Annotated in this window: 1 protein-coding gene; it reads right to left on the reverse strand. The window is 68.9% G+C overall.

The features are described from left to right. A partial coding sequence (locus tag C0Z16_RS36835; RefSeq protein ID WP_244201523.1) for a beta strand repeat-containing protein occupies positions 1-2,542 on the reverse strand: 2,542 nt, incomplete at both ends.

Raw genomic sequence — 2,542 nt, forward strand, 5'->3', positions numbered from 1 at the left:
GATCACTGCCGCTGCTGCCCGAGTCGGTGGCGAGTGCCACCCCGGGTGCGGCAGCGGCCGTGTCCAGTGTGAAGCTGAAGCTGGTCGCCGCCGACACGTTGCCGGCCACGTCGGTCTGGCGGACCTCGACGGTGTTCAGCCCTTCCTGTGCGGAGAAGCCGGTGCTCCATGCGGAGCCGCCATCGGTCGAGTATTCGGCCGTCGCGCCGCTCTCGACCCCACTGAGGCTGAGTGTGCCGGTGTTCGTGATGTGATCACTGCCGCTGCTGCCCGAGTCGGTGGCGAGTGCCACCCCGGGTGCGGCAGCGGCCGTGTCCAGTGTGAAGCTGAAGCTGGTCGCCGCCGACACGTTGCCGGCCACGTCGGTCTGGCGGACCTCAAGGGTGTTCAGCCCTTCCTGTGCCGAGAAGCCGGTGCTCCATGTGGAGCCGCCATCGGTCGAGTATTCGGCGGTCGCGCCGCTCTCGACCCCGCTGAGGCCGAGTGCGCCGGTGTTCGTGATGTGATCGCTGCCGCTGCTGCCCGAGTCGGTGGCGAGTGCCACCCCGGGTGCCGCAGCGGCCGTGTCCAGCGTGAAGCTGAAGCTGGTCGCCGCCGACACGTTGCCGGCCACGTCGGTCTGGCGGACCTCGACGGTGTTCAGCCCTTCCTGTGCCGAGAAGCCGGTGCTCCATGTGGAGCCGCCATCGGTCGAGTATTCGGCCGTCGCGCCGCTCTCGACCCCACTGAGGCCGAGTGTGCCGGTGTTCGTGATGTGATCACTGCCGCTGCTGCCCGAGTCGGTGGCGAGCGCCACCCCCGGTGCCGCAGCGGCCGTGTCCAGCGTGAAGCTGAAGCTGGTCGCCGCCGAGACGTTGCCGGCCACGTCGGTCTGGCGGACCTCGAGGGTGTTCAGCCCTTCCTGTGCCGAGAAGCCGGTGCTCCATGTGGAGCCGCCATCGGTCGAGTATTCGGCCGTCGCACCGCTCTCGACCCCGCTGAGGCTGAGTGTGCCGGTGTTCGTGATGTGATCGCTGCCGCTGCTGCCCGAGTCGGTGGCGAGCGCCACCCCGGGTGCGGCGGCAGCCGTGTCCAGTGTGAAGCTGAAGCTGGTCGCCGCCGATACGTTGCCGGCCACATCGGTCTGGCGGACTTCGACGGTGTTCAGCCCTTCCTGTGCCGAGAAGCCGGTGCTCCATGTGGAGCCGCCATCGGTCGAGTATTCGGCGATCGCGCCGCTCTCGACCCCGCTGAGGCTGAGTGCGCCGGTGTTCGTGATGTGATCGCTGCCGCTGCTGCCCGAGTCGGTGGCGAGCGCCACCCCGGGTGCCGCAGCGGCCGTGTCCAGCGTGAAGCTGAAGCTGGTCGCCGCCGACACGTTGCCGGCCACATCGGTCTGGCGGACCTCGAGGGTGTTCAGCCCTTCCTGTGCCGAGAAGCCGGTGCTCCATGTGGAGCCGCCATCGGTCGAGTATTCGGCGATCGCGCCGCTCTCGACCCCGCTGAGGCTGAGTGCGCCGGTGTTCGTGATGTAATCGCTGCCGCTGCTGCCCGAGTCGGTGGCGAGCGCCACCCCGGGTGCCGCAGCGGCCGTGTCCAGCGTGAAGCTGAAGCTGGTCGCCGCCGACACGTTGCCGGCCACGTCGGTCTGGCGGACCTGGACGCTGTTTGCGCCTTCGACAGCGCTGAAGCTGCTGCTCCAGTGCGCCCCGTTGTCGATGCTGTACTGCACTGTCGCGCCGCTCTCCACACCACCAAGCGTCAGCGCACCCGCGCTGGTCACGTGATCACTGCCGCTGCTGCCCGAGTCGGTGGCGAGCGCCACCCCGGGCGCCGCAGCGGCCGTGTCCAGCGTGAAGCTGAAGCTGGTTGCCGTCGACACGTTGCCGGCCACGTCGGTCTGGCGGACCTCGACGCTGTTCGCGCCTTCGACAGCGCTGAAGCTGCTGCTCCAGTGCGCCCCGTTGTCGATGCTGTACTGCACTGTCGCGCCGCTTTCGACCCCGATGAGGCCGAGTGTGCCGGTGTTCGTGATGTGATCACTGCCGCTGCTGCCCGAGTCGATCGCGAGTGCCACCCCGGGTGCGGCAGCGGCCGTGTCCAGCGTGAAGCTGAAGCTGGTCGCCGCCGACACGTTGCCGGCCACATCGGTCTGGCGGACTTCGAGGGTGTTCAGCCCTTCCTGCGCCGAGAAGCCGGTGCTCCATGTGGAGCCGCCATCGGTCGAGTATTCGGCCGTCGCGCCGCTCTCCACACCACCAAGAGTCAGCGCACCGGCGCTGGTCACGTGATCGCTGCCGCTGCTGCCCGAGTCGGTGGCGAGTGCCACCCCGGGTGCCGCAGCGGCCGTGTCCAGTGTGAAGCTGAAGCTGGTCGCCGCCGACACATTGCCGGCCACGTCGGTCTGGCGGACCTGGACGCTGTTTGCGCCTTCCGCAGCGCTGAAGCTGCTGCTCCAGTGCGTCCCGTTGTCGATGCTGTACTGCACTGTCGCGCCGCTCTCGACCCCGCTCAGGCCGAGTGTGCCGGTGTTCGTGATGTGATCGCTGCCGCTGCTGCCCGA

This window comes from Paraburkholderia rhynchosiae (genome assembly GCF_002879865.1).
Taxonomy (GTDB): Bacteria; Pseudomonadota; Gammaproteobacteria; order Burkholderiales; family Burkholderiaceae; genus Paraburkholderia; species Paraburkholderia rhynchosiae.